Raw genomic sequence first — 253 nt, forward strand, 5'->3', positions numbered from 1 at the left:
CGCAGTTCGACTTCGTAAAGCCGCGTGTTCATGTCGTTGATGCTGGCCAGCCCCCAGACGCCAACGGCGCCAATGGCCCCGCCGATCATCGCCACGATCAAGAATGCGCCCGAGAGCCGGGCGCGGATGCGCAATCCAGTAAATAGCCGAAACATGCTTGCTTCCTATGCGGCCCCGGCCGGATGGCGCGATGGCGCCTGTTGTTGTCGCGGGGCCTGATTGATCCGGACGGGCATGGTAGGGCGACGAGAGG

The 253-nt window shown here is 64.0% G+C and carries 1 protein-coding gene; it reads right to left on the bottom strand.

Annotation, left to right across the window (positions count from 1 at the left end; all coding sequences use genetic code 11):
• Positions 1-155, bottom strand: a 155-nt coding sequence (locus SB764_RS42740; protein WP_410867142.1) for an MCP four helix bundle domain-containing protein, incomplete at its 3' end; no start/stop codon positions are given.
• Positions 156-253 lie beyond the last annotated feature (98 nt).

Source organism: Paraburkholderia sp. SIMBA_027, from assembly GCF_046535315.1.
GTDB classification, from domain to species: domain Bacteria; phylum Pseudomonadota; class Gammaproteobacteria; order Burkholderiales; family Burkholderiaceae; genus Paraburkholderia; species Paraburkholderia tropica.